Origin of the sequence: Chromohalobacter israelensis DSM 3043 (genome assembly GCF_000055785.1) — a bacterium.
GTDB classification, from domain to species: Bacteria; Pseudomonadota; Gammaproteobacteria; order Pseudomonadales; family Halomonadaceae; genus Chromohalobacter; species Chromohalobacter israelensis.
In genome coordinates, this window is the sequence record NC_007963.1 from 2,942,014 (window position 1) to 2,968,943 (window position 26,930).

Genomic DNA, 26,930 nt, shown 5'->3' on the forward strand with positions numbered 1-26,930 from the left:
GCAGGTGCTGAGAGCCGACGCCCCAGCGTGACGACGTCGGCTCCGGAGAACATCAGGGTGAGGTCGAGGGGGCCGGCGCCATCGAGGGGCGTTCGCCGATGTCCTGCATGGCGCCCATCCCGCCATCTTCCGGCAAACGCAACGTGACGTTCTGGCTCTCGACCAGCCACTGGTTGAGTTCTCGAATGACGTTGGTATCCAGCACGCCCGCCTGCTGGCGCAACTCGACCATGTCGGTGACATAGGTGTAACGCGCATCGGCATAGTCGGCGATGGCCTGGTACAGGCTTTGCTCGGCATCGAGCACGTCGACGATATTGCGCGTACCGACCTCGTAACCGGAACGGGTCGCTTCCAGCGCGCTACGGTTGGAGACGATCGCCTGACGCTGGGCGTCGACGCTTTCGACGTCGTTCATGACCTGGGTGAACAACGAGCGCACCTGCTGGGTGGTATCCCGGCGCTGGGCCTCGAAATCGTATTGCGTGGCCTCCAGCGAGTAGGTCTGCTGACGCACCTGTGCGCTGGTCGTGCCGCCGCTGTAGATCGGCAGCGTGGCCTGCAGGCCGACCTGGGTGTCCTCGTTATGCCCGTCCAGGTAATCCTGATCGCTGTCCGTGTAGTTGTAGTTGGCGAACGCCGAGAGCGTCGGCTTGTGCCCCGCCTCCGCCTGGTCGACCTCGGCGCGCGAGACGCTCACCGCTGCCTGGGCTGCCTGGACGTTGGGATTGTTGGCGATGGCCATCTGAATCCAGTTGTCACGCCCTGCCGGCTCGGGGGACTCGATGGGAAGATCGTCCGACAGGGCATCGATGCTGTCGTAGCGCTTCCCGGTCAGGCGCTCCAGGGCTTCGAAGCTGACCTGCAGGTCGTTCTCGGCCGAGATGCGCTGCGCCCTTGCCAGGTCATAGGAGGCCTGCGCCTCGTTGACATCGGTCACCGCCACCAGGCCGACGTCGAACTGTTCCTGAGCCTGATCGAGCTGACGCTGAATAGCCTTTTCCTGCGAAATGCGCGCTTCCAGCACTTCATGCGCGCGCAGGATCTCGAAATATGCCGAGGCGACATCATAGAGCAACTGCTGACGATCGGCCTGCAGCAACAGCGCTTGCTGGTCCGTCTCGCGCTTGGCGATCTCCAGCGCGGCCCAGCTCGTGGCGTCGTACAGCGCCTGGGTCAACTCGAGGCCCGCGCTCGTCGAGTTGTAGCTGCTTTCGCCCCCCGAAGTCGTACCGCCCGTGCCTTGGCTGAGGGAACTGCTCTGGCTTTCCAGGCTGTTGTTGTGTGCAACCTGGGCGGTCGCGTCGATCTGCGGCAGCAGGCTGCCCCGCGCCACGTCACGTCCGGCCTCGACGCTCTGAAAGGTCGACAGCGACGCCCCCAGGGTAGCGTTGTTCTGCAGGGCGTCCTGCGTGATGGTCCACAGGTCGGCGGCCTGCACCGGGGCGGCCGCGGCGGCGGCGATCAGCATCGGTAACAGACGCAGCCGAGATTTCGGCGATGACGGCTCTCGAGAGGACATCGGCTTGGGTTCCTTTCTTTGACTGACGAGCGAGCTCTGACGAGCCTGCTCGAACGGGCTTGATACGGGCTCGGCTGCCGGCGGTATGGCCGCCAACGTTGGCATCGGGGTTACATACAATGCCGCATGTATTGCCTCAGATCAATGTATCAAGAGAATATGCAAGGACCAAGAATATCGCGACTCGACGTCATGCACGTGACACGGGCAGGCCCCGGGGCCCGCCCGTGTCGCCGTCATTCGAAGATCGAGTCCAGCGACAATCCTTGCTTCTCGAGCACCCGACGCAGTTTCTTGAGTGCCTCAACCTGAATCTGGCGCACCCGTTCACGCGTCAGGCCGATTTCCTCGCCGACTTCCTCCAGCGTGGCGGCCTCGTGACCACGCAGTCCGAAACGGCGCACCACCACCTCCATCTGCTTGTCGGTCAACTCCGCCAGCCAGTCGTCGACATGCTGCTTGACGTCGTTGCCCACCAGCAGGGATTCGGGGCCGGCCTCGTTTTCGTCCGCCAGGGTATCGATCAGCGGCTTGTCGCTTTCGCCGCCCATGGGGTAGTCGACCGAGGAAACTCGCTCGTTGAGACCCAGCATCTTCTTGACCGTGCCCACCGGCTTGTCGAGGAACTCGGCGATTTCCTCGGCAGTGGCCTCGTGGTCGAGCCGCTGCGTCAATTCCCGGGCGGCGCGCAGGTAGATGTTGAGCTCCTTGACCACGTGAATCGGCAGACGGATGGTACGCGTCTGATTCATCAGGGCCCGCTCGATGGTCTGGCGAATCCACCAGGTCGCGTAGGTCGAGAAGCGAAAGCCGCGCTCGGGGTCGAATTTCTCGACGGCGCGAATCAGGCCGAGGTTGCCCTCCTCGATCAGGTCGAGCAGCGACAGGCCACGGTTGAGGTAGCGGCGCGCGATCTTGACCACCAGACGCAGGTTGGACTCGATCATGCGCTGTCGACCGGCGGGATCGCCCTTTTGAGCCAGCCGACCGTAATGCACTTCTTCTTCGGGGGTCAGTAGCGGCGAGAAGCCGATTTCGTTGAGGTAGATCTGGGTCGCATCGAGGCTTTGATGATAGGTGTTGTCGTCGCGGTGCAACGCCTTCTCGAATGCCTCCTCTTCCTTGTCGTTGGCAATCTCGTCGGCATCGACTTCCATTTCGCTGTCGACGTCGTCGAGATCCACACCCTGAATATCCCGTTCCAGCATGCTCATATCCGATACCCCACTCTGTGCTGCCGATTTGATGGCCATGCCCGGTGCACGAACCACCGGCCATGGCGGACTCCCCGACTGTTATTGTGCGAATGAATGTTCAGGGTCCGAGCCTCCGCCGCGCTCAACGCGCCGGCAGATACTCCATTGGGTCTTGAGGCTGGCCGTCCTGGCGCACCTCGAAATGCAACTTGACGCGATCGGCATCGGTCTCGCCCATGGTGGCGATCACATCCCCGGCATCGACGACATCGTTTTCCTCGACACGCAGGGTGTCGTTGTGCGCATAAGCACTCAGGAAATGGTCGTTATGCTTGAGGATGATGAGGTTGCCGTAGCCGCGAACGCCACTACCGGCATATACCACGATGCCAGGTCCTGCCGCCTTGACAGGTTGCCCCTTTTCACCGGCGATATCAATGCCGGCCGTGATGCTCGAATCATCCCCGAAACCGCCGACGACTTCCCCCTCGGTCGGCCATTGCCAGGCCACGTTTTCCACGGGCTGGTATTCGCGCTGTCCCGCCTGGCTCTGGGCGTCGCTCTCGCCGGCGACCTGCGTTCCGGCATCGCCTTCCGCGCCGGTATCGCGGGGTGCATTCGGCGCAGCCTGGGTCTGCTCGTCAGCGTCGGTATCGCTCGGAGCCTCGTCGGCCGCGGCCTCCGCCTCGGGTGTGGTGTCTTCGGCGGTGTCACCGTCTTCGCTACGCGACGTCTCGTCGTTGTCCGACGAGGCATATACCGGCCCGGGTGCCCCCTGGCGACCGGCCTCGGAGGCCGCCCCCACGGCGCCCGACTCCAGCGACGCCCCTCCGGCGCCCGTCTGCGCCGACGAGGCGTCGTCGGGGACCAGCCAGTCATCGTCCTGGCTGACGGCCTGACCGCCCCCCAGTGGTGTAGCAACGGCGCCTTCGCTTGTCGCTCCATCGCCGGCCGGAGCGGCCGGCTGGGCGTTGCCCTCCGGGTCGAGGCGCAGCGTCTGTCCCGGCTGGATGCGGTAAGGCGGCGTGATGCCGTTGAGCTGCGCCAGATCACGAAAGTCGAGATTGTTCTGCCAAGCGATGCCATACAGCGTATCGCCCGCCTTGACGGTGTAGGTGCTCGGCGGCTCGCTGTTGCGGCTTACCGAGAGGTCCTGCACCTGCGGGGCACCACCGGAGGTGGCGCAGCCCGCCAGGCCCAGCGCTACGAGCCCCAGCGCGGGCAGAAGTCGACGCGTGTCAGACATGGGTTCGATCCTCCTGAAAGGGAGATGGACTGCGCTCGCCGATCACCATGACCAGCACCAGGCCGACGATCATCAATGCGATCGCCGCCACCAGATGAGACGGTTCGCCGGTGATCACGCTATAGTCCGAAGGCATGAGATAGCGGTAGTCGAGCGGCACGATCTGGTCGCCGCTCCCCAGGCGATAACTGACCATTTCACGCCATGGCCAGAGCTGCGGCAAGGAGCCGAGTATGAAGCCGATGAGCACCAACAGCGTGCCCTCTCGGTAATGGCGAAACAGCCACGACAAGATACGGGAGAAGACCATCAGACCGATGGCACAGCCCGCACCGAAGGTCGCGATGAGTGCGATATCGATGCTCTTGATCCCCTCCATGACCGTTCCGTAAAACCCCATGACGAGCAACAGGAAACTGCCCGACACGCCGGGAAGCAGCATCGCGCTGATGGCGATGGCACCGGCCAGCGTCAGCATCCACCAGCTCGTCTCGGTGGGCGCGGGCAGCAGGCTCGGCAACCACAGGGCCATGCAGATCCCCAGCACCAGAAGCAGGACATGCCGCCACCGCCATTGGCTCACCTGGCGGGCGACGACCACGGCCGACGCCAGTACCAGCCCAAAGAAAAACGCATTGAGCAATAGAGAGTGATGATCGAGCAACCAGGTCACGAGATGCGCGACACTGACCACACTGGCGGCGATGCCCAGCAGCAGGGGCAGCAGAAACGCCAGGTTGAGATGCCGGTAAAGCCCCATCGTCCCGCCACGTCGCCAGGCACCGATGGCACTCGGACCGAATTGCTTGATCGAATGGATCAGCTCTTCGTAGATACCGGTGATGAAGGCGATGGTGCCTCCGGAAACGCCGGGCACCGCATCCGCGGCGCCCATCCCGGCGCCTTTGAAAAAAAGCGTCAGGTAACGCTTCATTGTATGACCCCTTCCAGTAGCGGTACGAATCTGACGCGTTCCAGTCGTGTTCGTTCGAATGTGATGCCACAACGCCGCACGCGTGTCAGCCATTGGCGTCCCGCGTCATCCTCCAGCGGCGCGATCAGCTCGCCCCCGTCCGCCAGCTGCGCCAATAGCTCGGGCGGCAAGACGCTGGCGCAGGCGGTGAGCAGGATGACGTCGTAGGGCGCCGCCTGCGGCCAGCCGTGGCCGCCGTCCTCGTGACGCAGACGCACGTTGTCGGCGCCCAGCATGGCAAGGCGTGCGGCGGCACGCTGATGCAGCGCCCCGATGCGCTCGATGCTCCACACGGCCTCGACCAGTCGCGCCAGGATCAAGGTCTGATACCCGGACCCCGTGCCCACTTCCAGCACACGACGGGGACGCGCGGTCAGCACCAGTTCCGTCATGCGGGCCACGATCCAGGGTTGCGACAGCGTCTGTCCGTGCCCCAGGGGAAGCGCGGTGTCCTCGTAGGCACGATGCGCCAGGGCCTCGTCGACGAAGAGGTGGCGCGGCTCGCGCGCCATGGTCTCCAGCACCCGCGTGTCGCGAATGCCGTTCGCCTGCAGCCGCCGGATCAGGCGGTTGCGGGTACGCTGCGAGGTCATGCCGATACCGCCGAGACGATGGGTATCTTGCGTATCAGGAATTCGACAATGCATCCAGCCAGTTCCGTACGTCATCCAGTGCCGCATGGCGGGTGAGATCGGTCTGCAGAGGGGTGATCGACACGAATCCCGCCTCGATGGCGGCGAAATCGGTATCCTCGCCATCATCGGCATTGTCGCCGGCAGCCGCAATCCAGTAACGCTCGCGACCGCGCGGGTCGCGCACTCGCATGGGCTCCGCGGCAGGGCCGCGATAGCCCATCCGCGTCACCCGCACACCCTGGATCTCTTCCCAGGGCACGTCCGGCACATTGACGTTGAGCAGGCTGCGCGGCGGTAACGACAACGATTCGGCCGCCCCGACCAAGGTCGCCGCGACACGCCCCGCCGTGTCGAAGTAACGTTCGCCGCACAGGGAAATGGCAATCGCGGCCATGCCCAGGTTGCGTCCCTCCATGGCAGCGGCCACGGTTCCGGAATAGAGCACGTCGTCGCCCAGGTTGCCACCGTGATTGATGCCCGAAATCACCAGGTCGGGCTTTTCGTCCCAGACCCCGTTGACGCCCAGGTACACGCAATCGGCAGGCGTCCCGTCGACCGAATAGAAGCCGTTGTCGAGCGCCGTCAAGGATAGAGGGCGCGTCAAGGTCAACGAATTGCTGGCCCCGCTCTTGTCCCGGTCGGGCGCCACCACCCGCAGCCGTCCATGTCTGTCGAGCGCATCGTGGAGCGCACGCAGTCCCGGCGCGTGGACGCCGTCATCGTTGGATAACAATAGCTTGCGCATAGATGTCCTCTTGCTTTCCCTGAAAGTGCCCCGGGATCGGCAATCCCCGGCGCATCGCACCCCGCTCAAAGGACGGGGTGTTGCATCAATTCGCGCAGCACCGCCGTGGCGAAGGCGCCGCGCGGCAGGCCGAAACTCACCACCACGCCGCCCTCCTCGTCGAGACGCAGCGCCGGCGTCTCGAGACGCAAGCACAAGGGGCGTCGATCCATGCGCGCGCCGGCCGCTTCCAACCCCTGGGACAGCGCGGCATGCGTCGCCATGATGTCGGCTTCCAGCGCCGCCACCTCGGCGCCGCTCTCCTGCCGGCCCTTGCCCCATAGCGGCCCGGTCGGCGCGACATCGCCACGCCGCGCGCGATCGAGCAGCGTGGCATCGACGGTCTCCGTCACGAAACGGCTGGCGCTGCCGGCCAGGGCCAGGACATCGCCATCGCGCGGGGTCCGCCAGCAGTCAGTGCGCAGACGCGCCGCCAGTACCTCATTGAACAGGAAGCTGCGCGCCGCGGAAAGCTGCATGCCATGCGGATCGTCACGCTTGCGCCATCCCCGGGCGAAGGCTGATCGCGCCATGATCAGATTGCGTCCCTCGCGACCGAAACGCTGCGGTCCGAAGTAGTTCGGCACCCCCGCCTCGCAAAGCGTCTGCCACTGTCGCGACAAGCCCGGATGCTCGGCGATATCCCCCGTCAAGCGTAGCGTGAAGCGATTCAGTCGATGCACCCCGCGCTTGAGCTTGCGGGGATGGCGACGTGCGTCGAGAATCGCGATGCCCGACGTCGCCAGCGTCGCCGTCAGCTCTGCGGGCGCTTCTCGTCCGGGCAGGTGCACCGACAACCACTGACGCGTCACCGCGACACGGTCCTTGAGGCCGCTGTAGCCCACGTCTCGCGGGCGCACGCCACACGCTCGCGCCACCCGCTTGGCGGCTTCCGGCGTCGTCAGGTCGCGCTTCTCGATCCACAACCAGAGATGCTCGCCCTGGCCTTCCGGAGCGAAGTCGAACACCTCCTCGACGACGAAGTCCTCGGGCGTCGCGCGGAAGTCCCCTGCGGCCAGCGGGCCACCATGCGCGCGGGGCCACCGGGGTGGCCAGATCGGCGTCTCGCTCATGTGGTTCCCGTCGGCATCAACAACACCACCGCCTCGGCGGCGATACCTTCCTTGCGGCCGGTGAAACCGAGCCGCTCGCTGGTGGTCGCCTTGACGTTGACCGCCGTGGTGTCGAGGTCCAGATCCTCGGCGATGCATGCGCGCATGGCGGGTATGTGCTCGGCCATGCGCGGCGCCTGGGCGATCACGGTGGCATCCAGGTTGGCGACTGCATAGCCGGCGGCCATCACCAGGGTGTGGACGTGACGCAGCAGGTCGCGGCTATCGGCCCCCGCCCAGGCCGCGTCGGTGTCGGGAAAGTGACGGCCGATATCGCCCAGCGCGCAGGCACCGAGCAGGGCATCGCAGATCGCGTGCAGCAGCACGTCGCCATCGGAGTGGGCGACGAAGCCTTGTACATAGGGGATGCGTACGCCACCGATCATCAGGTGGTCGCCATCGCCAAAGCGATGGACGTCGAAGCCGTGGCCAATGCGTAGCGTCATGAACGAGCCTCGTCGGCGAGTGAGTCGTCGGAAAGTGCGCCGGTGGCGCGTCGGCTGGCCGGGTCGCCGGCCAGCAGTCGTGTGGCGAGCGCCAGATCCTCGGGATGGGTGATCTTGAGATTGTCGCGGCGTCCGGGCACCAGACGCGGCGCCAGCCCCCAGGCTTCCAGCGCCGAGGCTTCATCGGTGAGGACGACGCCCGCACCCCGGGCATGAGCGAAGGCGCGACACAGTACGCGATAAGGCGCGCCCTGCGGCGTCATGGCGTGCCACAGCCCCTCGCGCGAGACGGTATGTACCACATGCCCGCGCGCGTCGGCGCGCTTCATGGTGTCGGCCACCGGGGCCGCCAGCAGACCGCCCTCGGGGCTCGTCGTCAATGCCTCGCGCAGGCGCCGCAAATCCTCGACGGCCACGCAGGGCCGCGCCACATCGTGGACCAGCACCAGGTCGTCGTCCGCCGCGACATCGGCGAGACTCGCCAGGGCGTTTTCCACCGAATCGACTCGCTCCCGGCCACCGGCCACCCGCTGCCAATCGGCGAACGGTACCCACTCGGGCGAAAAGCGCGTGTCGTCGGGGTCGAGGCACAGGCGCAACGCGGCTTCCGGGAAGGCTTCGTGCAGGCGCGCCAGGGTATGCGCCAGGACCGGGCGCCCGGCGATGTCGAGATACTGCTTGGGGCACTCGGCCCCCATCCGGCGCCCCTGTCCGGCTGCCGGCACGATCAGCCACAGACGGCTCATGGCGAGGCCTCCTCGGGCATCGATGAGGCTTTTTCGGGATCGCCGCGCAGCGTGGACGCGCTTTGCTCGACGATGGAACGCTCGGCCACCACGCCGGGCACCCAGAAAAACTGCTCGTCCTGACGCACCATGCCCAGATCGCTGCGCGCACGCTCTTCGATGGCATCGAGCCCGTTCTTGAGATCGATCACCTCCGCCGCCAGGCGATCGTTGCGCGCCTGCAGGCGATCGTTTTCCTGCTCGAGTACATCGGCACGGCTGCGAATGTGATTGAGTTCGCGCACCCCGCCTTCACCGAACCACAGGTGGTACTGCAGCAGTGCGATCAGTACCACCAGCACCACACATATCCACTTCAACATCGTTGGTTCCGTCCTGGACCGACAGCTGCCCGGCATTATGCCATCATCAAGACACCCGCGCAGTCGGCGCGGCACCGGCGTACACGAGACGCCTCACGTTCTACGCAACGGACGTCAACGCCACAAGGGTCAACGCAACAGGAGTCGAGAATGTACAAGCTTGCTTTTTTCGTGCCCGTGGAGGAAGCCGAAAGCGTCAAGGAGGCCGTGTTCGCCACCGGCGCCGGGCGCATCGGCGACTATGAGGCCTGCTGCTTCCAGACCGCCGGGCAGGGGCAATTCCGCCCCCTCGACGGTGCCGACCCGCATATCGGGCAAGTCGGTGCGCTCAGCCACGTCGAGGAGCTCAAGGTCGAACTGGTCTGCGAGGATGCTCGCCTGGAAGCGGCCGTCGCCGCGCTCAAGCTGGCGCATCCTTACGAAGAGCCGGCGTACGAGGCCTGGCAACTGGCGGACGTCTAGGCTTGGAAAGAAGACCGCCCGCGCCCGCCGACGTTGCGCACATGGCCTAGTAGGTGCCAGCGATCATGGGCAGCGGCCGGGTCACGCACTGCCGAGGTAACGTTCGCGGTCCTCGGCGGTGATGTCGCTGACATGCAACGGATAATCGTCGTTGAGACGGTCGTCGAAGTAATGCCGCAGCGTGCGCTCGATGGTGGGAAAGGCCAGTTCATGCCAGGGAATCTCGGCCTCGGAGAACAGCGCCACTTCGAGACTCTCGGGCCCGGGCGCGTAGTCGCCGCGCAGATCGCCACGAAAGATCATGTACACCTGGTCGATGTGCGGCAGGCTGATCATGGTGTAAAGCCCCCGGAGGTCGACCTCGGCACAGGCTTCCTCGCGGGTTTCGCGCGCCGCGGCCTCGCTCGTGGTTTCGCCGTTTTCCATGAACCCCGCGGGCAGCGTCCAGTACCCCAGACGCGGCGCGATCGCCCGGCGACACAACAGCACGCGACCGTCGGAGACCGGCAGGGTACCGGCCACGATGCGCGGGTTCTGGTAATGCACGGTGCCGCAGGCGTCGCAGAGAAAACGCCCGCGGTCGTCGCCCTCGGGAATCGCGAAGCGCACGGAATGGCCACAATGGCTGCAGAAGTTCATGGTCGTCCTCGGGCGGCGGTGACGGGCCCCGTCACCTGAAGAATGAATCGGCGATCGTCATGTCTCGCCTGTCGCGGCCGCATTGCGTAGACTCGACGTAATATCGCCTTCGTCACCTACGCCGCCATCGACCGCCTCATGTTAGAGAAACTCCGCAAACGCCTGCAAGCGCATCACCCGCAATGCCTGAGTGTCGGCATGCCTCGGGCGGCGGTGCTGTTGCCGATCGTCGCGCGCGAGGAGCCGACCTTGCTGCTGACGCGGCGTGCCGGACATCTCGCCCAGCACGGCGGCCAGGTGGCCTTTCCCGGCGGCAAGGTCGAACCCGAGGATGCCGACCTGTGGGCCACGGCCCTGCGCGAGGCACGCGAGGAAATTCAGCTGCCGCCATCACGGGTCGAGCCGCTGGGGCGGCTGAGCGATGTCATCTCGCGCCATGGCTTGTGCGTGACGCCGTTCGTCGGGCTGATTCCGCCGAACTTGCCCTTGCAGCCGGACGGCAATGAACTCGACGCCATCTTCGAGGTGCCGCTGACCTGGCTGCTCCAGGATCAGCGCAGCCATACCGATGCCATCCACCACGGCGAGCGGGTCTATTACGTGCCCAGCTATGCCTATCAGGACTATGTCATCTGGGGGCTCTCGGCCATGATGCTGGTCGAACTCCTGGCGGTCGGCTTCGCGCGACCGATCAGCCTCGACCATGCGCCACCCGGCCGGCCCGTGCGCCATCTGGCGCCTCGCCCCACGTCACTGCCCTGAGCCACTCACGAGTCCATCGCGCATGTCACGCCATACCGCCGCCGACTACCTCGATATCGCCGCCCTCCCCGCGCTGATGGAGGCACTGGTCACGCAAGGCTGGTTCGTCGCCGAGGAATTCCTCGATGCCTCGTTGTGCCGAACGCTGCATGCCGAACTGCATGGCCTCGAGGAACAGGCGGCGCTGGAGGTCGCCGGGATCGGGCGCGGTCAGGCGCATCGCATCAAGCGCGAGGTCCGCGGCGACGCCATTCACTGGCTGGACCGCGAAAGCCGCGCCCAGCGCCAATACCTGGCGGTGATGGCGCTGCTGCAGCAGGAGATCAACCGGGCGCTATACCTGGGGCTGTTCGAGTTCGAGGCGCATTTCGCCCTCTACCCGCCAGGCGCGTTCTACAAGAAGCACCTCGACAGCTTTCGCGGCCGTTCCAATCGTGTCGTCTCGAGCGTGGCCTACCTCAACCCGGCCTGGTCGCACGACCACGGGGGCGAGATGGTCCTGTTCGATCCCGACGTCCCCGAACGCGAAGTGGCACGCGTTTCCCCCAAGCTCGGGACCTTCGTGTGCTTTCTCGCCGACCGCATTCCCCATGAGGTGCTGCCCACCCAGGCCCCCCGCGCCAGCATCGCCGGCTGGTTCCGCCGCAACACGTCTCTGAACGGATTCGTCGACCCCGCACGCTGAGCCGTGCGCGGCCTCACAAGGGCGCGTCGAACAACGCCGGCGCGGCCTCGATGGCGGCCAACTGTGCACGCCCCCGGGGCAACCAATGGCACAGCACGAACTCGGCACTGGCCAGCTTGGCTCGATAAAAGGCCGTGTCCTCGTGGCCGTCCTGCAGGGCCGCGCGTGCCCGCAACGCAGCACGTCCCATCTGCCAGGCACACAGGACATGGCCGACCAGATCGAGCATCGGCGTGGCCAGGGCCTGGAGCGCATCATGGCCCTTCTCGGCATCGGCGGCACGTTCCAGCACCACCTCCAGGGCGCGGCGCGTATCGTCGACACCGTCGCGCAATACACGCCCCCACGCGGCGAGCTCGGGATCGTCCGCCAGCGACGCCGCACAGGCCGCCACCTCGTCGAGAACCGAATTCAGGGCCGCCCCGCGGTCACGTTGAAGCTTGCGTGTCACCAGATCGAGCGCCTGTATGCCGTTGGTACCCTCGTAGATCGGCGCGATGCGCGCGTCGCGGAGATGCTGCGCAACGCCGGTTTCCTCGATGTACCCCATGCCGCCGTGCACCTGGACGGCCAACGACGCAATGTCCACGGCCTGATCGGTCGAGAAGGCCTTGACGATCGGGGTGTACAGATCGACACGCTGCTGGGCTCGCTCACGCGCCTCGGTGGATTCCGCATGACGCGCGATATCCATCTCGCTGGCCGACAACAGGGCCAGGGCACGCAACGCTTCCAGACGTGCCCGCATCGACAGCAGCATGCGCCGCACATCGTAATGCTCGATGAGTGTGGCGGAGCCGCCACCGCGGGACTTGGGCACGCGCCCCTGGACACGTTCACGGGCATAGGCCAGGGCCTGCTGATAGGCGCGTTCGGCGACGCCGATGCCTTGAATCCCGACCTTGTGGCGGGCCGCGTTCATCATCGTGAACATGTGCGCCAGCCCCCGGCCGGGCTCGCCGACCAGATAGCCGATGGCACCGTCACGTTCACCGAAACCGAGCATGCAGGTCGGCGACCCGTGAATTCCCAGCTTGTGTTCCAGCGAGACACAGTTCACGTCGTTGCGCTCGCCCAGTCGACCCTGCGCGTCCACCAGCCGCTTGGGCACCAGAAACAGTGAGATGCCCTGGTTGCCCTCGGCGGCATCCGGCAAACGCGCCAGCACCAGATGCACGATATTCTCTGCGCAGTCGTGCTCGCCCCAGGTGATGAAGATCTTCTGGCCATGCAGGCGGTAATGCGCACCGTCGGGTACCGCACGGGTGCGCACCACCGAGAGATCGGAGCCGGCCTGTGGCTCGGTGAGGTTCATGGTCCCCGTCCACTCGCCGCTCACCAGCTTCTTGAGATAACGCGCCTTGAGCGCCTCGTCGCCATGCTGCGCCAGCGCCTCCACGGCGCCCGCGGTCAACAGGGGGCACAAGGCCAGCGCCATGTTGGCGCCTTGCCACATTTCCTGTACCGCACTGGCCACCACCTCGGGCAGCCCCTGGCCGCCGTGTTCGGGGTCGCTGCCGATGCCATTCCAGCCGCCCTCGACGAAGGCGCGATACGCCTCGGCGAAGCCTGGAGGCGTAAGCACCTCACCCCCCTCCAGTCGACATCCGTGGCGGTCACCGTCCTGGTTGAGCGGCGCCCAGACATCGCCCGCCACTCGGCCGGCCTCCTCGAGCACGGCGTCGATCACATCGGGAGAAAGATCCTGGTATTGCGGCAATGCCAACGAACGGTGCTCGAGCAAGGTGTCGAGCACGAAGCGAATGTCGCGTAGCGGTGCAGCGTATGGAGACATGGCCCACCTGTTAATCATGCAAACGTATGTGTGAATACTAGAAGCATGTCGCAGCGTCGACCATTAGCCAAACGCCGCAGGGAAGTCGCTAGCGCAGACGATAGCCGCTCGAGGTTGAAAGGCGATGCATAACAAAGTATTTTGATTGAACGGTCAATCAATAAAACACGATAACCTTTCATCGGTAGCATGCGACGTCTCCCCGCAACGCGCCCCGGACTCGACTCCGGTCGCGCTTGCGGCGAACCTCTCGGCAGCGGTCAGGGTGCCGCTACCAAGGCGCTCGCCTGGAGAGATCGTCGTCAAGACGATGACGGCATATCTCACGACGGCCACATCGCGTTTTCACGCAACTTGGCCATAGTGAAGAAGGATGTGCCGTGACATGACGTCACGCTACTGCCGCGCTTACGACAACTCGAGGATCGCTCATGCCTCTACAACACACCGACGACGTCAGTCGCGATCGCCTCAATCCGGCGGTCTTCTTCAGTTCGGCGATCGGCATCGTGCTCTTCGCGCTATGGACGATGTTCTTCACCGACTCGGCCAGTGGCGTGATCAATGCCGTGCTGGGATGGATCTCCGACTCTTTCGGCTGGTACTACTTTCTGGCCGTGGTCGCCTACCTGGTCTTCGTGATCGCCATCGGCCTATCACGCTTCGGCAAGATCAAGCTGGGACCGGATCATTCCACGCCCGATTTCAACATGGCCTCATGGGCGGCCATGCTCTTCTCGGCGGGCATCGGCATCGACCTGCTGTTCTTCTGCATCGCGGAGCCGGTATCGCAGTTCCTGGCGCCGCCTCAGGGAGACGGCAACACGGTGGAAGCCGCACGTCACGCCATGCAGTTGACGTTCCTGCACTGGGGGCTTTCCGGCTGGGGCATCTACACCCTGGTGGGGATGTCGCTGGCGTTCTTCAGCTATCGGCACAATCTGCCGCTGACCATCCGCAGCGCACTCTATCCGATCTTCGGCAAGAAGATTCACGGTCCCATCGGCCATACCGTGGATACCGCCGCCGTTCTGGGCACGGTATTCGGCATCGCCACCAGCCTGGGGATCGGCGTCATCCAGCTCAATTTCGGTCTCAACTACATGTTCTCGATTCCCGAGAACACCCTGGTGCAGGCCGCACTGGTGATCATGATCGTGTTCTTCGCCACCGTCTCCGCCGTCACCGGGGTCGAGAAGGGCATCCGCCGCCTTTCCGAGTTCAACATGCTGTTGGCGCTGTTGTTGCTGCTGTTCGTGCTCTTCAGCGGCAAGACCCTGTTTCTGCTCAACGCGCTGGTGCTCAACGTCGGCGACTATTTCTCCGACTTCATCAGCCTGTCGATGAATACCTACGCCTTCGATCCGCCCACCGCCTGGCTCAATGGCTGGACGATCTTCTTCTGGGCCTGGTGGATTGCCTGGGGGCCGTTCGTGGGACTCTTCCTGGCGCGCATCTCCCGCGGCCGCACCATTCGTGAATTCGTCGCCGGCACGCTGATGCTGCCGCTGGTCTTCATGATGGCGTGGATGTCGATCATGGGGAACAGCGCCATCGACATGGTCATGAACGGCGCGGCGGACTTCGGCGATGCGGCGATGAACACGCCGGCCTCCTCCATTTACCTGTTCCTCGAGTCACTGCCGTGGACCGGGCTGACGACCATCGTCACCACCATTCTGGCCATCGTGTTCTTCGTGACCTCCGGCGACTCCGGGGCGCTGGTACTCTCCAACTTCACGTCCAGGCTCAAGGACGTGAACAGCGACGCACCGATCTGGATGCGCATCCTCTGGGCCTGCGTGATCGGCCTGCTCACCCTGGCGCTATTGATGGCCGGCGGCTTGTCGGCACTGCAGAGCGTGGTGGTCATCACCGGGCTGCCGTTCTCCATCGTGCTGTTCTTCATGATGGCGGGGCTGTTCAAGGCCCTGCGAGTGGAAGGCTTCAAGGAAGACAGTCACCGCGCGAGCCTGGCCGGCCACCTTTCCAGCCGCACCGGCGCGGCAGAACGTACGCCACGTGGCTGGCGTCAGCGCCTGGGCCGTGCCATGAGCTTCCCGGGCAGCAAGCAGGCACGCCGCTTCCTCGATGAGGTAGGCAAACCGGCCATGCAGGACGTCAGTCAGGCGTTGAGCCAACAGGGCGTCGAGGTCGAGGTCGTCGAAGAAGACGGCGACGACCCGCATCTGGCTCTCAACGTCGGTCTCGGCGACGAGCAGAACTTCACCTATCAGATCTGGCCACGCCGGTTCGCGACCCCCTCGTTCGCACTGCGCGCCCAGCAGGCCAATGCCTATTACTATCGCCTGGAGGTCTACCTTCTCGAAGGCAGCCAGGGGTATGACCTGATGGGCTACAGCAAGGAACAGGTCATCGAGGACATTCTCGATCAGTACGAACGTCACCTGCACTTCCTGCACATGAACCGGGAAGCACCAGGCAACGTGACCATGCCGGACAGCCCCGAACAACCGCCGGCATGACCGTGAAACGGGCCATTTTCCGGCCATGACGCGAGCAGGGGCGCATCCAGGATGCGCCCCTTTTTTATTGGCCCACGCTTCAGGGCCGCACGTCATTGCGCGCGTGGCATGGCACACAGCATCCGTCATCGCTCGCCGATGCGCCCACCAATGAAAAGGAGCGCCCCATGGGGCGCTCCTTGCGTATCGGTGATGCGAGACCGTCGCCTCAGGACGCGGCACCTTCCGCCACCGGCACGGCGGAGGCACCCGGCTTGATAATGGCATAGGCCACACCGGCGATCACCGCTCCCACCGCGATGCAGAGCAGATACAACAGGGCGAGATTGACCGCGTTGGGAATCAGCAGCACGAACAGCCCGCCATGCGGCGCCATCAGCTGGATGCCGAAATACATCGACAGCGCCCCGGTCACCGCGCCGCCGACGATACAGACCGGCAGCACCCGCAGTGGATCCTTGGCGGCGAAGGGAATGGCCCCTTCGGTGATGAAGCAGAGCCCCAGCACGAAGGCCGCCTTGCCGCCCTCACGCTCACTCTGGGCGAACTTGTGCCTGGCCAGCATGCTGGCGATCCCCATGGCCAGTGGCGGCACCATGCCCGCCGCCATGATCGCCGCCATGGGGGCATAGGTCTCGCTCGACAGCAGGCCCACGCCAAAGGTGTACGCCGCCTTGTTGACCGGCCCGCCCATGTCGACGCACATCATGCCGCCCAGCAACAGCCCCAGCAGCACGGCATTGGTCGACCCCATGCCGTTGAGGAAGTTGGTCAGCGCATCGAGGACACTGGCCACCGGCGTGCCGATCACGTAGATCATCACCAGACCGGTCAACAGACTCGCCAGCAGCGGAATGATGAGGATCGGCTTGAGCGATTCCACGCTCGCCGGCAGCTTGAGATAGCGCGTGATCGCCTTCGCCGCGTACCCCGCGAGAAAGCCGGCGAGGATCCCCCCGATGAAGCCTGCACCGATGTTGCTGGCGAGCATGCCGCCGATCATGCCCGGCGCGATGCCGGGACGATCGGCGATCGAATAGGCGATGTAGCCCGCCAGTACGGGCACCATCAAGGCAAAGGCGGTTCCGCCACCGATCTGCATCAAGGCAGCGGCCAGCGTGCCCTCTTCTTCGTAGGCCTGGATGCCGAACACGAACGACAATGCGATGCACAACCCGCCGGCGACGACCATGGGAAGCATGAACGACACCCCGGTCAGCAAGTGCTTGTAAACGCCCTTCTCCTTGACGCTCTTGGCCTTGCCGCCGTCATTCGCGGCCCCTGTTGCCTGGCTCTCCACGGCGGCATTGGCCAGCGCCTCCTCAATGGTCGGCTTGGCCTTCTTGAGGGCATTGCCCGTGGACGTACGATAGATAGGCTTGCCGGCGAAGCGTTCGTCGTCGACTTCGATATCACAGGCCAGCAGCACCACGTCGGCGTCGGCGATCTCCGCCTCGGTCAGCTGGTTCTGAGCGCCCACCGAGCCTTGCGTCTCGACGCGCATGTGATGCCCCAGGCTGCGCCCGGCGTCTTCCAGTGCTTCGGCGGCCATGAAGGTATGCGCGACGCCGGTCGGACAGGCCGTCACCGCCACGATGCGCTTCCCCCGGGCCTCCCCCGCCGCGGGAGCGGCATTCGTGTCGGCGCCGGCCGCGTCGCCACTGTAGGGGGCGGCCTCGCGTTCGGCGCGCGACAGGAAGGCATCGGGATCGGGCAGCGCCTCGGCGATCGGCGCCCGGAACAGTCGCTTGTCGGTGAAGCGCGCGGCATCGGGCACATGGTCGGCGGCCACCACCACCAGGTCGGCATCGCGCAATGCCGCGTCCGAGACAGGCTGCGGCGGTTCGAGCTCGCCATGCATTTCCACCGTGACCTGCCAGCCGCGCCGCTGGGCCGCGTGCTCGAGACGCCGAGCCGCCAGGAACGTCGTGGCCACGCCGCTCGGGCAGGCCGTGATCAGGATCGCTTTCATAGGGTCTCCCTCGCGCCGTCGTCGAGCCGACGAACGCGCGTGCGTTGTTGGAGTTGCTCTAGGTCCGAGGCCTTCACATCGCCGACCCCGACATGGCGCACCGCCTCGGCGGACAATCCGCTCGCCAGGCGCAACGCGTCCTCGGCAGGCAAGCCCGCCAATTGACCATGCAGCATCGCTGCCAGCAGGGTGTCACCGGCACACACGGTACTGGCGACCTCGACCGGCGGCGGCGTGGCCTGCCAGCTGCCTTGCGGTCCCACCCACAGCATGCCCTCGCCTCCCAGCGAGACCAGCGCATGTTCGATGCCCGCCGCGTGCAAGCGCGTCGCGGCGGCGACGCGCGCGGTCATGTCCGCCAGGGGCTCGCCGGCCCACTCGGCCAGTTCCGTCTCGTTGGGTTTGACGGCACTCGGCGTGGCCGCGATCGCGGCGCTCAACGCCGCGCCACTGGTGTCCACCCAGACCGGCAGGTCATGCGCACGCAGCCAGCGAATCAAGGCGCCCAGATCGTCGGGCGCCACCCCCGGGGGAAGACTGCCGGCAATCACCACCGCGTCGGGACGTGTCGCGGCATCCGTCAGCCGCGCCTCGAGCGCGCGGTACAAGGCCGCCAGATCATCGCGCGAGACGTCGAGCCCGGGGCCGTTGATATCGGTGACGCGTCCCCGGGCTTCGGCCACCTTGGCATTGATGCGCGTGTCGCCGGCCAGACGCAGGAAGGCATCCTCCAGTCCCCAGTCGGCGAAGGCGCGTACGAAAGCGCCATCGTTGTCGCCGCCCAGAAAGCCGGTCACCGCCACCTCGTGTCCCAGCGCGACCAGCACCCGGGCGACGTTGACGCCCTTGCCCGCCGCCTCGAGGTGGGTGGCATCGGTGCGATTGACCGCCCCCAGGGTCAGCGCGGGCAGGCGAATCGCCAGGTCCAGGGCGGGATTGAGGGTCAATGTCAGCACGCGCGCCATCAGAGGGCCTCCAGCGCTTCGCGCACGGCGTCGCTGGTCGCCTGACGCAAGGCGGTCTCGGCGTGCTGGCGCGCGGTGGCGAGGGTCAACTCGCGCAGCCGCGCCTTGACCATGGGCACCTGCCTTGCCGACACCGACAGCTCGTCGACGCCCAGCCCCACCAGGACGGCCACCGCCTGGGCATCGCTGGCCAGTTCGCCGCACACGCCCACCCATTTGCCCTGGGCGTGCGCCGCATCGACGGTCATGCGGATCAGCGCCAGCACCGCCGGGTGCAAACCGTCGGCCTGGGCCGACAGCTCGGCATGGCCGCGGTCGATGGCCAGGGTGTACTGGGTCAGGTCGTTGGTGCCGATGGAGAAGAAATCCACCTCGGCGGCCAGGCTCGGCGCCAGCAACGCGCACGAAGGAATCTCGATCATCACCCCCAATTGCACGTCGCCGGCCTGAACCTCGGCCTGCACGCGGTCGAAGATCTCGCGAGCGGCGCGGAACTCGGCGATGTCCTTGACCATCGGGAACATGATGCGCAGCGGCCGATCGCCGGCGGCGGTCAGCAGGGCGCGCAGCTGCGTCTCGAGCACCTCGGGACGCGTCAAGGCCAGACGAATGCCGCGCAAGCCGAGGAACGGATTGTCTTCCTGGGGCAGTGGCCAGTACGGCAGGGGCTTGTCGCCGCCGACGTCCAGCGTGCGTGCCACCAGCGGGCGCCCGTCGAGCGCGTCGATGGCCTGGCGATATTCGGCGATCTGGGTGTCCAGATCCGGGGCGTCGGGATGCGCCATGAACACGAATTCGGTACGCAGCAGCCCCACGCCCTCGGCGCCGCGTTCGACGGCATCCGCCGCATGGGCCGTGTTGCCCAGGTTGGCGGCGACCTCGACACGGTGGCCATCCTGGGTCCGGCCCTCCTCGTGGCGCGCGGCATACGCCTCGCGCTCGCGCATCTCGTGCTCCTTCAAGCGCAGCTCGGTACGCGAGCGACGCTCGGCGGAAGGCGCCGGGATCACCCGGCCACGCTCGCCATCGACGATGATCTCGGTATCGTTGACCAGCGTCAGCACCCGCTCGCCGGCCCCCACCACGGCGGGGATGCCCAGTGCCCGGGCAAGAATCGCGCTGTGCGAGGTGGCGCCGCCGCGGGCGGTGACCAGCCCCCGCACCTTGCTGGTATCCAGCCGCGCCACATCGGACGGGCCGACATCGTCGGTGACCAGCACGTAGGGCGTCCCCGGCGGCGTGGGCAGGCGCACGCCGCACAGGATTCCCAGCACGCGACGGCCGACATCGCGCAGGTCGGCGGCACGTTCGGCGAGCAAGCGATCGGCGAGATTCTCCTGGGCGCGGGCGGCGGTATCGATGGCCGACCACCATGCCGCCTCGGCACTCATGCCGGTATTCAGCGATTCGTGCGCCGCTTCACGCAGCTCGGGATCGTCGAGCATTTCCTCGTGCATCGACAGGATCTCGGCGACCTCGCCTCCCTGCGCGGTACGTACCAGGGCACGCAACTGCTCGGCGGCCTCCTCGATCGCGGCATCGAGACGCGCCAGTTGCGCGTCGCTGTCGCCGCGGCGCGCGTCATCCAGGTCGCTGGCGCGCTCGGGGTACTCGAAACGCGGCGTACGCATCACGAAAACCGGCGCGATCGCCAGCCCCGGCGACGCGGGGACCGCGGGATGCGCGACATCGTCTTCCAGGGGCGCGGGAAGAGGCTCGTCCTCGGCGGCGGGCGACTCGAGCGGCGTTTCCTGGAGTGGCGTGACATGCTCGCCGAGCCCATCCTTGACGGCCGCGACGAGCGCGTCGAGCGCCTCCCCGGCCCCCTCGCCCTCGGCGGAAAACACCAGCACTTGACCGCGCCGCGCGCCCAGACCGATGACCTTGGTGAGACTCGCCGCCGACACCGCCTGACCCGAGCCCTCCAGCAGGCGCACCTTGACCGGCACGCGCTGACGCCGAGCGACCTGCACCAACTGCTTGGCCGGCCGCGCATGCAGCCCATGTGCGTTGAGCACCGTGGCGCGTGCGGTATCGGCGTCGGCGGACTCCCCCGACAGGCGCGCCAGCAATGTCGCCGCGTCGGCGTCGGCCAGGCTTTCGCCGTCCCCCGCGTCGAGCAGGATGCCCAGGCGTTCGAGCAGCCCACGATGGGCATCGCCCTGGGCCGCCAGGCAGAACACCGCATTGACCGGCCCCTTGGGGCCCACGAATGCCTGCTCGGGCGTGGCCACGCCCAGCGCCGGCGTGACCACGCCACGGGCACTGCTCACCAGCCACAGCCCCTGGCCCAGCGCCACCGGCTCCAGCGTATTGATCTCGGCCACGAAGCTGCTGTCCACGCTGCCCACCTGGCGCAAGCGCGCCGCGGCGGCCAGTGCCAGCTCGAAACGATCACGCGCGGGGAATCCCAGGCAGAGCGTGTCGGCATCCAGGCGGGCCTCGACCGGCGCCCTGGACAGCAGCGTAATGACCTCTTCACGGCTATCCGCCGCCGCCAGGCGCTCGGCCACGCCATCGCGGTCGAGCACGTGCGTGAGCTGACGCAGGATATCGAGGTGCTCATCGCTCTGGGCGGCGATGGTCACCAGCAGCGTCACCCGCTGACCGTCGTGCCACTCGATGCCACGCGGAAACTGCAACACCCGTACGCCGGTCGTCTTGACGTGTTCGCGGCTCTCGGGGGTGCCGTGGGGAATGGCAATGCCATTGCCGAGATAGGTCGACGACTGCGCCTCGCGCGCGTGCAGGCCGTCACGGTAACCGGGCGCCACGCGTCCGGCCTCGACCAGCGCCTCGGCGGCCTGGTCCAGGGCATCGCGCCAGTCGTCGGCGTGCCGGTCGAGCAGAACGTCGTCACTTGTCAGTGTCAGCATGGAGATCTCCAGAATGCCGTCGGAGCGGAGCCATCCGCCCCTCGGGTAAGGCCAGCGATCGCGCCCGCCGGCTCGTGTCCACGAACCTGGGGGATGACGGGCTGAATCGTGTCAGCTATCTTGGGTAGCAATGCTGAAACGTTCATCGCGATTTATCAAGCGGCACGACACTAGACCTTCGCAGGGTCAGGCAGGCAAGACTGCCCGTCAGCCTCTAGAATAGGCGCCTTCGTGTCACCGGCTCGCTCAAGGAATGTCCATGACTCTCGCAGAAATCGCTCGGCTGGCGGGCGTCTCGCGCACCACGGCCAGTTACGTGATCAACGGCCAGGCCGCCGAGCGGCGCATCCGACCGGAGACGGTGGCTCACGTCATGGCCGTGGTCGCCAAGTACGACTACCGCATCGACGCTCAGGCGGCGGCGCTGCGACGTGGCGCGAGTCGCACGCTGGGATTCATCGTGCCGGACCTGGAAAACACCAGCTATGCACGGCTGGCCAAGCGCCTGGAAAACGGGGCGCGTCGTCAAGGCTATCAATTGCTGATCGCCGGGTCGGACGACGACCCGGATACCGAGCGCGAGCTGGCCCGCGCCCTGCGTGCGCAACGCTGCGATGCCTTGATCGTCGCCAGCAGCCTGGCCATGGACGATCCCTTCTACCTCGACCTGATGGCGGGCGGGCTTCCGGTCATCGCGCTGGATCGCGCCCTCGACCCCGAGCGCTTCGTCTGCGTGGTCAGCAACAACCATCAGGCCGCCGGCGCCCTGACGCGCTCGGTCATCGACGACGATGTCACCCGCATCGCCTGGCTGGATGCGGTCCCCGAACTGTCGATCAGCGTGGAACGTCGTGCCGGTTTTCTGGATACCACCCGCGAGGCCAGGCTCGATGCCCCGCTGCTGCTCAGCGGCGCGCGTTACGACCGCGCCACCGGCGCCGCCCTCATGCGACGCCTGATCGACGAACACGGCGTTCCCGATGCCCTGGTCACCGCCTCTTACGTGTTGCTGGACGGTGTCTTCGACGTGCTGCTCGAGCAAGGCGGCCTGCCCGAGCGGCTGCGCCTGGCGACATTCGGCGACGACCGCCTGCTGGACTTCCTGCCCCTGGCGGTCAATTCCCTGCCCCAGCACCACGACCGCATCGCCGAGCTGGCCCTGACCCGCGCCATGCAAGCGGCATCCGGCGATTATCGCCCCGGCATCGACATCGTCGAACGTTCTCTGCACGACCGTCGCAGCCTCAAAAGGATGCACGCCCCGACACCTTGATCGGCGGGGTTGGCCCGGGCGCAAAAAACTGGCCATGCTGTCTTCACCATTGCCTGCATCCGACGAGGCACGTCATGAAGGAACTCCCCCTGCAAGATCGTCGAGACGCCGGCCGGCGCCTCGCCCAGCGGTTACAGGGCAGCGTCGACGCGTCGGCGCTGGTGCTGGGGCTGCCCCGCGGCGGCGTGCCGGTCGCCGCCGAGATCGCACATGCCCTGGGCGCCACTCTCGACGTGATGGTCGTGCGCAAGCTGGGCGTCCCCGGTCACGAGGAATTCGCCATGGGCGCCATCGCCAGCGGTGGCGTGCAGGTACTCGACGAGCCCCTCATTCACAGACTGGGGCTCGACGAACGACGACTCGCGTCGGTCATCGCTCGCGAGCGGCACGAGCTCGAACGTCGCGAACGCGAATTTCGAGGCGACCGGGCCTATCCGTCGTTCGCCGGCCGGCCGGTGATCCTGGTCGACGACGGCATCGCCACCGGCGCGACCATGCGCGCGGCGATTCGTGCGGTGCGCCGCCTGGGCGCCGAGCACTGTATCCTCGCCGTACCGGTCGCCGCTCCCGAAAGCCTGGCGTCGCTGCGTCCCGAGGTCGACCGCGTCGAATGCCTGGCCACGCCGGCGCATTTCGGTTCGGTGGGCCAGTGGTACCGGCACTTCGACCAGACCAGCGATGCCGAGGTGCGCGCCTGCCTGCGCCCTGCGCGAGACGCTTGATGACGCCATGCGAGCCGCCCGTTATGCTGGCTCCATGACGTCGTCTCACGCTTCCCTGCCCGAGGTCCTGGCCGGACCGATCCTGCGCCGTTGCCTCCCCGACCGCCTGGTCATCTGGCTGGTCGGGTCGCGTCCGCTCGACCTGACGTTGACCTTGCACCCCGAGGAGGCGGACACGTCGAAGCAACGCCTGGCGCTGGACAGCTCGCTGTGCCGGCGCTTGCCGGTGGGCACGCACGCCTGGCTGCACCTCATCGACGTGCCGCTCGCCACGCCGCTGCCCTGCAACCGCACGATCGGCTATGACCTGCTCGTGTCCGACGCCGGTGGCAACACACGAGGCATCGCCGACTGGGCGCCGCATCTGCTGCATGACGGGGCGATCCGTCCGAGTTTCGTGCTGCGCTCGCGTGTCGATTCGCTGCTGCATGGGTCGTGTCGCAAGCCGCACCATCCTTCCGGCGACGGGCTGGTGCGCGCCGATGCGCATGTCGAGGCGATGCGGGACACCCCCGAACGCATGCCCGCGGCGCTGGTGATGAGCGGCGATCAGATCTACGCCGACGACGTCGCCGGGCCGATGCTGGTCGCCATCCATGCCCTCGTCCGGCGACTGGGACTGTTCGGCGAATGCGTCCAGGGCGCGGTGGTCGACGACGCCGAGAGCCTGTACACGCATCCCGACACCTATTACCGACGCGAACGGCTGCTGCCCGCATTCGAGGCCAACGAAAAACTGCGCGAGCGCTTTTTCGGCGGTGTCCGCAAGCCGGTCTTCACCACCAGCAATGCCCACAACCACTTGATCACGCTGGGCGAGGTCATGGCCATGTACCTGCTGGCATGGTCGCCGACGCCCTGGTCGCTGATCGAGGTGGCACGCCCCACGCTCGACGACACGCTGGCAGAGATCTTCGACACCGAGGCCGGCATCATCGCTGCCTTCCGCGAGGGACTGCCCCGCGCCGCACGCGTGATGGCCCACCTGCCGATCCTGATGATCTTCGACGACCACGACGTCACCGATGACTGGAACCTGTCCGCGGCCTGGGAGGAAACCGCCTACGGCCACCCGTTCTCGCGACGCATCATCGGCAACGCCCTGCTGGGATATCTGCTGTGTCAGGGCTGGGGCAACGACCCTGACGCCTTTCGTGCGTTATGGCCCATGCTGGCGACACTGTTCGAGCAGCGCGACACGGCCGGGCGACTCGACTGCCAGACGCAGGACACCCTCATCGAGCACCTGCATGCCTTCGATCATTGGCATTATCAGCTTCCTTCCACGCCACGCCTGGTGGTGCTCGATACGCGTACGCACCGCTGGCGCAGCGAGCGTCGACGTCATTACCCGTCGGGCCTGATGGACTGGGAAGCCTTGAGCGACCTGCAGCAGGTGCTGCTCGGGCAGCGCTCGGTGATCATCGTCTCGCCGGCGCCGATGTTCGGGGTGAAGCTGATCGAGGGGATACAACGGCTCTTCACCCTGGCGGGCAAGCCGTTGCTGGTGGATGCGGAAAACTGGATGGCGCACCGTGGGGCCGCCAGCGTCATGCTCAATATCTTTCGGCATACCCGCACACCCGGCAATTACGTGATTCTCTCGGGCGACGTGCATTACTCGTTCGTCTATGACATCGATATCCGCCAGCGCCAGCACGGGCCGCGCCTGTGGCAGATCACCAGCAGCGGATTGAAGAACGAGTTCCCCCGCCGGCTGCTGGATACGTTCGACCGCCTCAACCGCTGGCTTTATGCTCCTGCGTCACCACTCAACTGGTTCACCAAACGTCGCCCGATGCGCATTCGTCCACGTCGGCCACAAGGGGCCAGCCACGGCGAGCGACTCTGGAACCAGTCCGGCATCGGCCTGGTCACGCTGGATGCTCAGGGCCGCCCGGTGGACATTGCCCAGCTGGGCGTCGACGGCAGTATCACGCACTTTCTACCCGACGACTGACTGCCCATGGGATGTCACCGCACCGCACGGTGGCGCCCGGGGCGTCCCTTCACGACAAGGCGCGCGGCGCGCTCGCCGCCTCGCTGGCATGCGACGGCGCATGCGCGGCATGCAGACGCGCGATCAACTGATCCTCGAGGGCAAAGCGTTCGGTCAGACCTTTCGTCAAACGCTCGAGCCATGCCGGCAAGCGCGCCGCATAGTGCTGACAGCGCACCGGGGTCGAGTAGTCGTTGTCGAATTCCAGCACCATTTGCGTGGACATTTCCAGGCGTGCGAGCAGATGGTCGGCGAGTGCCAGGGCCTCCTGATCATCGAAGGCCACCGCCTCGTCACGCAGTTGCGGATAGATTTCGAAATGGCCACCGCTGATGTAATCCATCAGGGTCTCGCTGAAGGCGTCGATGCGCTCCTTGGTGACCGTTTCCAACTCGGCGTCGCAGGCTTCCTGCAGTTCCACCAGCGTCACCAACATGTCACGACGCTGCTCCAGCCAGCGGTCGATCAGCGTATGCACACCGCCCCAGCGCTCCAACGCCGTCTTGGTATCTTCCAGCATGGTGAGTCTCTCCTGTCATGGCCTCGCGAGCCATGCTCCCTGACATTGAGGGCAACGGCCTTCCCGCCGTTTCCCGGCCGCCTCAACGACGGCGAATCACGATACCGGCCAGCATGCCCAGCGGAATCAGCAGCAACACGGCGAACCCCAGAAGCGTCCATTGCGGGATCGACATGCCCAGCAGCGAGCCGTGTATCTCGGCACACTCCCCAGAGCCGGCCAGCACCCTAGAGAGTACATCCCACAATGGCAGCACTTCCATCATGTAGTCTAGTCCCGGCCCGCAACTCGGCACGTTCTCCGGCGGCAACGACTGCAACCATACATGACGCGCGGCGACTGCCAGCCCCAGCACCGAGGCCAGCGCCGCCAGCCCGGCGTAGAGCCCGCGCCCCAGGTTTCCCGCGGGATTGTGCAGCGCACCGATCGCGAAGACGAACGCGGCCAGCAGCACGGCAATCCGCTGCCCGATGCACAGCGGGCATGGCGTCAAGCCATAGACGTATTGCAATACCAGCGCCACGCCCATCATCAGCGCACACATCAGAAGGCCCAGCAGACAGCCCTGACGCACACTCATGCCGGCCAGTCGAATGATCATCGTCATCTCTCCCTATACGCTTTCCGGCCAGCCGCACGCTCGCCCATCGCGTTGTTTGCATTGACCGCCTGACGCTCACGCCCCGGGCACTCAGCCCCGGCGTTCACGACCCGACATTCACGAAAAGGCCCGTGCGAACCTGTGCACGGGC

The 26,930-nt window shown here is 66.1% G+C and carries 24 protein-coding genes; 7 read left to right on the top strand and 17 right to left on the bottom strand.

All coding sequences use genetic code 11. The features are described from left to right. Positions 1 to 52 precede the first annotated feature (52 nt). From CSAL_RS13315 to ftsB, 10 genes are all read right to left on the bottom strand, one after another. Positions 53 to 1,522 (bottom strand): TolC family outer membrane protein, encoded by a 1,470-nt coding sequence (locus tag CSAL_RS13315; protein WP_011507923.1) that lies wholly within the window; start codon positions 1,520 to 1,522, stop codon positions 53 to 55. A gap of 236 nt (positions 1,523 to 1,758) precedes the next feature. Then, entirely contained in the window at positions 1,759 to 2,736 is a 978-nt protein-coding gene (gene rpoS / locus CSAL_RS13320; protein ID WP_011507924.1) for an RNA polymerase sigma factor RpoS, read from the bottom strand. Between the two features lie 124 nt (positions 2,737 to 2,860). After that, positions 2,861 to 3,964 carry a peptidoglycan DD-metalloendopeptidase family protein gene (locus tag CSAL_RS13325; protein WP_011507925.1) on the bottom strand — a complete coding sequence of 368 codons (1,104 nt, stop codon included), beginning with the start codon at positions 3,962 to 3,964 and terminating at the stop codon, positions 2,861 to 2,863. After that, positions 3,957 to 4,898 (bottom strand): DUF368 domain-containing protein, encoded by a 942-nt coding sequence (locus tag CSAL_RS13330; RefSeq protein ID WP_011507926.1) that lies wholly within the window; start codon positions 4,896 to 4,898, stop codon positions 3,957 to 3,959. Before CSAL_RS13330 ends, CSAL_RS13325 begins: the two co-directional genes overlap by 8 nt. After that, the gene (locus CSAL_RS13335; RefSeq protein ID WP_011507927.1) at positions 4,895 to 5,584 is read right to left on the bottom strand and encodes a protein-L-isoaspartate(D-aspartate) O-methyltransferase; all 690 of its coding nucleotides are present in this window, start codon (positions 5,582 to 5,584) and stop codon (positions 4,895 to 4,897) included. Before CSAL_RS13335 ends, CSAL_RS13330 begins: the two co-directional genes overlap by 4 nt. Then, positions 5,565 to 6,317: a 5'/3'-nucleotidase SurE gene (gene surE, locus CSAL_RS13340; protein WP_011507928.1), complete on the bottom strand. Its 753-nt coding sequence runs from the start codon at positions 6,315 to 6,317 to the stop codon at positions 5,565 to 5,567. Before surE ends, CSAL_RS13335 begins: the two co-directional genes overlap by 20 nt. 65 nt (positions 6,318 to 6,382) lie before the next feature. Further along, complete coding sequence (truD, locus tag CSAL_RS13345) at positions 6,383 to 7,429, bottom strand: tRNA pseudouridine(13) synthase TruD (RefSeq protein WP_011507929.1); 1,047 nt, start codon at positions 7,427 to 7,429, stop codon at positions 6,383 to 6,385. After that, positions 7,426 to 7,914 carry a 2-C-methyl-D-erythritol 2,4-cyclodiphosphate synthase gene (gene ispF / locus CSAL_RS13350; RefSeq protein WP_011507930.1) on the bottom strand — a complete coding sequence of 163 codons (489 nt, stop codon included), beginning with the start codon at positions 7,912 to 7,914 and terminating at the stop codon, positions 7,426 to 7,428. The genes truD and ispF overlap by 4 nt, the downstream gene beginning before the upstream one ends. Continuing rightward, positions 7,911 to 8,660 (bottom strand): 2-C-methyl-D-erythritol 4-phosphate cytidylyltransferase, encoded by a 750-nt coding sequence (gene ispD, locus CSAL_RS13355; protein WP_011507931.1) that lies wholly within the window; start codon positions 8,658 to 8,660, stop codon positions 7,911 to 7,913. Before ispD ends, ispF begins: the two co-directional genes overlap by 4 nt. Further along, positions 8,657 to 9,022 carry a cell division protein FtsB gene (gene ftsB, locus CSAL_RS13360; RefSeq protein WP_011507932.1) on the bottom strand — a complete coding sequence of 122 codons (366 nt, stop codon included), beginning with the start codon at positions 9,020 to 9,022 and terminating at the stop codon, positions 8,657 to 8,659. The genes ispD and ftsB overlap by 4 nt, the downstream gene beginning before the upstream one ends. Before the next feature lie 150 nt (positions 9,023 to 9,172). Between ftsB and CSAL_RS13365 the strand changes: the two genes are divergently transcribed. After that, positions 9,173 to 9,484: a YqfO family protein gene (locus CSAL_RS13365; protein WP_011507933.1), complete on the top strand. Its 312-nt coding sequence runs from the start codon at positions 9,173 to 9,175 to the stop codon at positions 9,482 to 9,484. A gap of 81 nt (positions 9,485 to 9,565) precedes the next feature. Here CSAL_RS13365 and CSAL_RS13370 read toward each other — a convergent pair whose 3' ends face one another. After that, on the bottom strand, positions 9,566 to 10,123 hold the full coding sequence (locus CSAL_RS13370) for an NUDIX hydrolase (protein WP_011507934.1): 558 nt from the start codon (positions 10,121 to 10,123) through the stop codon (positions 9,566 to 9,568). A gap of 138 nt (positions 10,124 to 10,261) precedes the next feature. Here CSAL_RS13370 and CSAL_RS13375 point away from each other — a divergent pair, with 138 nt between their 5' ends. Further along, the gene (locus CSAL_RS13375) at positions 10,262 to 10,885 is read left to right on the top strand and encodes a CoA pyrophosphatase (protein ID WP_011507935.1); all 624 of its coding nucleotides are present in this window, start codon (positions 10,262 to 10,264) and stop codon (positions 10,883 to 10,885) included. Between the two features lie 22 nt (positions 10,886 to 10,907). Then, positions 10,908 to 11,570 carry a 2OG-Fe(II) oxygenase gene (locus CSAL_RS13380; RefSeq protein ID WP_011507936.1) on the top strand — a complete coding sequence of 221 codons (663 nt, stop codon included), beginning with the start codon at positions 10,908 to 10,910 and terminating at the stop codon, positions 11,568 to 11,570. A 13-nt stretch (positions 11,571 to 11,583) separates the two neighbouring features. Here the strand turns inward: CSAL_RS13380 and CSAL_RS13385 are convergent, their stop codons facing one another. Continuing rightward, on the bottom strand, positions 11,584 to 13,365 hold the full coding sequence (locus CSAL_RS13385; protein WP_011507937.1) for an acyl-CoA dehydrogenase: 1,782 nt from the start codon (positions 13,363 to 13,365) through the stop codon (positions 11,584 to 11,586). A 431-nt stretch (positions 13,366 to 13,796) separates the two neighbouring features. Here CSAL_RS13385 and CSAL_RS13390 point away from each other — a divergent pair, with 431 nt between their 5' ends. Then, positions 13,797 to 15,851 (top strand): choline transporter, encoded by a 2,055-nt coding sequence (locus CSAL_RS13390; RefSeq protein WP_011507938.1) that lies wholly within the window; start codon positions 13,797 to 13,799, stop codon positions 15,849 to 15,851. A gap of 208 nt (positions 15,852 to 16,059) precedes the next feature. On the opposite strand, the gene CSAL_RS13395 is transcribed toward CSAL_RS13390, so the two are convergent. The 3 genes from CSAL_RS13395 to ptsP are packed head-to-tail and all read right to left on the bottom strand — an operon-like array spanning position 16,060 to position 21,664. Then, positions 16,060 to 17,823, bottom strand: a complete 1,764-nt coding sequence (locus CSAL_RS13395) for a PTS fructose-like transporter subunit IIB (protein ID WP_011507939.1) — start codon at positions 17,821 to 17,823, stop codon at positions 16,060 to 16,062. Beyond that, positions 17,820 to 18,788, bottom strand: a complete 969-nt coding sequence (gene pfkB, locus CSAL_RS13400) for a 1-phosphofructokinase (protein WP_011507940.1) — start codon at positions 18,786 to 18,788, stop codon at positions 17,820 to 17,822. Before pfkB ends, CSAL_RS13395 begins: the two co-directional genes overlap by 4 nt. Next, a complete protein-coding gene (gene ptsP, locus CSAL_RS13405; RefSeq protein ID WP_011507941.1) occupies positions 18,788 to 21,664 on the bottom strand; it encodes a phosphoenolpyruvate--protein phosphotransferase in 2,877 nt (958 codons plus the stop codon). The genes pfkB and ptsP overlap by 1 nt, the downstream gene beginning before the upstream one ends. A gap of 259 nt (positions 21,665 to 21,923) precedes the next feature. Here ptsP and cra point away from each other — a divergent pair, with 259 nt between their 5' ends. The 3 genes from cra (at position 21,924) to CSAL_RS13420 (ending at position 25,619) form a co-directional block, all read left to right on the top strand. Next, positions 21,924 to 22,937 (top strand): catabolite repressor/activator, encoded by a 1,014-nt coding sequence (gene cra, locus CSAL_RS13410; RefSeq protein WP_011507942.1) that lies wholly within the window; start codon positions 21,924 to 21,926, stop codon positions 22,935 to 22,937. A 74-nt stretch (positions 22,938 to 23,011) separates the two neighbouring features. Beyond that, complete coding sequence (locus CSAL_RS13415; protein WP_011507943.1) at positions 23,012 to 23,659, top strand: phosphoribosyltransferase; 648 nt, start codon at positions 23,012 to 23,014, stop codon at positions 23,657 to 23,659. Positions 23,660 to 23,693: 34 nt separating this feature from the next. Continuing rightward, a complete protein-coding gene (locus CSAL_RS13420) occupies positions 23,694 to 25,619 on the top strand; it encodes an alkaline phosphatase D family protein (protein WP_043559609.1) in 1,926 nt (641 codons plus the stop codon). Between the two features lie 49 nt (positions 25,620 to 25,668). Here the strand turns inward: CSAL_RS13420 and CSAL_RS13425 are convergent, their stop codons facing one another. Beyond that, complete coding sequence (locus tag CSAL_RS13425; protein WP_011507945.1) at positions 25,669 to 26,178, bottom strand: Rsd/AlgQ family anti-sigma factor; 510 nt, start codon at positions 26,176 to 26,178, stop codon at positions 25,669 to 25,671. 82 nt (positions 26,179 to 26,260) lie between these two features. Next, a complete protein-coding gene (locus CSAL_RS13430; protein WP_011507946.1) occupies positions 26,261 to 26,779 on the bottom strand; it encodes a disulfide bond formation protein B in 519 nt (172 codons plus the stop codon). Positions 26,780 to 26,930 lie beyond the last annotated feature (151 nt).

Bases quoted from the DNA above. Each gene is read 5' to 3' on its own strand.
- CSAL_RS13315 (WP_011507923.1), bottom strand. From the start codon at position 1,522: ATGTCCTCTCGAGAGCCGTCATCGCCGAAATCTCGGCTGCGTCTGTTA.
- rpoS (WP_011507924.1), bottom strand. From the start codon at position 2,736: ATGAGCATGCTGGAACGGGATATTCAGGGTGTGGATCTCGACGACGTC.
- CSAL_RS13325 (WP_011507925.1), bottom strand. From the start codon at position 3,964: ATGTCTGACACGCGTCGACTTCTGCCCGCGCTGGGGCTCGTAGCGCTG.
- CSAL_RS13330 (WP_011507926.1), bottom strand. From the start codon at position 4,898: ATGAAGCGTTACCTGACGCTTTTTTTCAAAGGCGCCGGGATGGGCGCC.
- CSAL_RS13335 (WP_011507927.1), bottom strand. From the start codon at position 5,584: ATGCATTGTCGAATTCCTGATACGCAAGATACCCATCGTCTCGGCGGT.
- surE (WP_011507928.1), bottom strand. From the start codon at position 6,317: ATGCGCAAGCTATTGTTATCCAACGATGACGGCGTCCACGCGCCGGGA.
- truD (WP_011507929.1), bottom strand. From the start codon at position 7,429: ATGAGCGAGACGCCGATCTGGCCACCCCGGTGGCCCCGCGCGCATGGT.
- ispF (WP_011507930.1), bottom strand. From the start codon at position 7,914: ATGACGCTACGCATTGGCCACGGCTTCGACGTCCATCGCTTTGGCGAT.
- ispD (WP_011507931.1), bottom strand. From the start codon at position 8,660: ATGAGCCGTCTGTGGCTGATCGTGCCGGCAGCCGGACAGGGGCGCCGG.
- ftsB (WP_011507932.1), bottom strand. From the start codon at position 9,022: ATGTTGAAGTGGATATGTGTGGTGCTGGTGGTACTGATCGCACTGCTG.
- CSAL_RS13365 (WP_011507933.1), top strand. From the start codon at position 9,173: ATGTACAAGCTTGCTTTTTTCGTGCCCGTGGAGGAAGCCGAAAGCGTC.
- CSAL_RS13370 (WP_011507934.1), bottom strand. From the start codon at position 10,123: ATGAACTTCTGCAGCCATTGTGGCCATTCCGTGCGCTTCGCGATTCCC.
- CSAL_RS13375 (WP_011507935.1), top strand. From the start codon at position 10,262: ATGTTAGAGAAACTCCGCAAACGCCTGCAAGCGCATCACCCGCAATGC.
- CSAL_RS13380 (WP_011507936.1), top strand. From the start codon at position 10,908: ATGTCACGCCATACCGCCGCCGACTACCTCGATATCGCCGCCCTCCCC.
- CSAL_RS13385 (WP_011507937.1), bottom strand. From the start codon at position 13,365: ATGTCTCCATACGCTGCACCGCTACGCGACATTCGCTTCGTGCTCGAC.
- CSAL_RS13390 (WP_011507938.1), top strand. From the start codon at position 13,797: ATGCCTCTACAACACACCGACGACGTCAGTCGCGATCGCCTCAATCCG.
- CSAL_RS13395 (WP_011507939.1), bottom strand. From the start codon at position 17,823: ATGAAAGCGATCCTGATCACGGCCTGCCCGAGCGGCGTGGCCACGACG.
- pfkB (WP_011507940.1), bottom strand. From the start codon at position 18,788: ATGGCGCGCGTGCTGACATTGACCCTCAATCCCGCCCTGGACCTGGCG.
- ptsP (WP_011507941.1), bottom strand. From the start codon at position 21,664: ATGCTGACACTGACAAGTGACGACGTTCTGCTCGACCGGCACGCCGAC.
- cra (WP_011507942.1), top strand. From the start codon at position 21,924: ATGACTCTCGCAGAAATCGCTCGGCTGGCGGGCGTCTCGCGCACCACG.
- CSAL_RS13415 (WP_011507943.1), top strand. From the start codon at position 23,012: ATGAAGGAACTCCCCCTGCAAGATCGTCGAGACGCCGGCCGGCGCCTC.
- CSAL_RS13420 (WP_043559609.1), top strand. From the start codon at position 23,694: ATGACGTCGTCTCACGCTTCCCTGCCCGAGGTCCTGGCCGGACCGATC.
- CSAL_RS13425 (WP_011507945.1), bottom strand. From the start codon at position 26,178: ATGCTGGAAGATACCAAGACGGCGTTGGAGCGCTGGGGCGGTGTGCAT.
- CSAL_RS13430 (WP_011507946.1), bottom strand. From the start codon at position 26,779: ATGATCATTCGACTGGCCGGCATGAGTGTGCGTCAGGGCTGTCTGCTG.